1 pseudogene is annotated in these 788 nt (G+C 49.7%); it reads right to left on the bottom strand.

What is annotated here, in order from left to right:
* Positions 1 to 154: 154 nt before the first annotated feature.
* Positions 155 to 788: pseudogene (locus tag F1381_RS27855) on the bottom strand (IS3-like element IS1397 family transposase); the annotation flags it as partial.

Raw genomic sequence — 788 nt, forward strand, 5'->3', positions numbered from 1 at the left:
CACAGGCCTACGGGGTAATTTCGATTTTGTAGCACTCGGTGCACGATGCCTGATGCGACGCTTGCTGCGTCTTATCAGGCCTACAATCGGTGTTGGAGCGGTAGGCCGGATAAGGCGTTTACTGAACTGAACCCCAAAACCTGGACAGTTTCAGTTAACCGGCTTTTTGATACTCAGTCCGGTATTCTACCGGGCTGAGTCCCCCAAGACTGAGTTTTATTCTTTTTTGATTCCAGTAAGTTATGTATTCGTTAACGGCATTTTCCAGCTCTTCTACATTTCTGTAGTCCCGGCGATAGTACATTTCTTCTTTCAGGTGACCAAAGAAGTTCTCCATTACCGCATTATCAAGGCAGTTGCCCTTGCGCGACATGCTCTGCACTAACCCTCTGTCCGCCAGGGCGGACTGATAACTTTTTATCCGGTAATGCCATCCTTGATCACTGTGGAGCAGCGGTTTCTCCCCTTCAGCAAGGCTTTCCAGACCCTTATTTAACATCCGCTTCACCAGCTCCTCTGTAGGCCTGCAGGCCGTTTCCCACGCCACGATTTCCCCGTTAAACAAATCAAGTATCGGGGACAGGTACAGTTTTTGTCCGCCAGCCCTGAATTCGGTGATATCTGTCACCCATTTCTCACAGGGAGCTTCCGCTTTGAACTGTCGCTGAAGGATATTTTCTGCAGCGAGTCCCATATTTCCCCGGTAAGACCGGTATTTCTTCAGGCGCACAGGAGACGTCAGGCCGAGCTGTTGCATCAGTTTTCTCACCGTTTTGCCACTGAACTTA

The organism is Paenibacillus tengchongensis (genome assembly GCF_008973665.1).
Lineage (GTDB): Bacteria > Bacillota > Bacilli > Paenibacillales > Paenibacillaceae > Paenibacillus_AQ > Paenibacillus_AQ tengchongensis.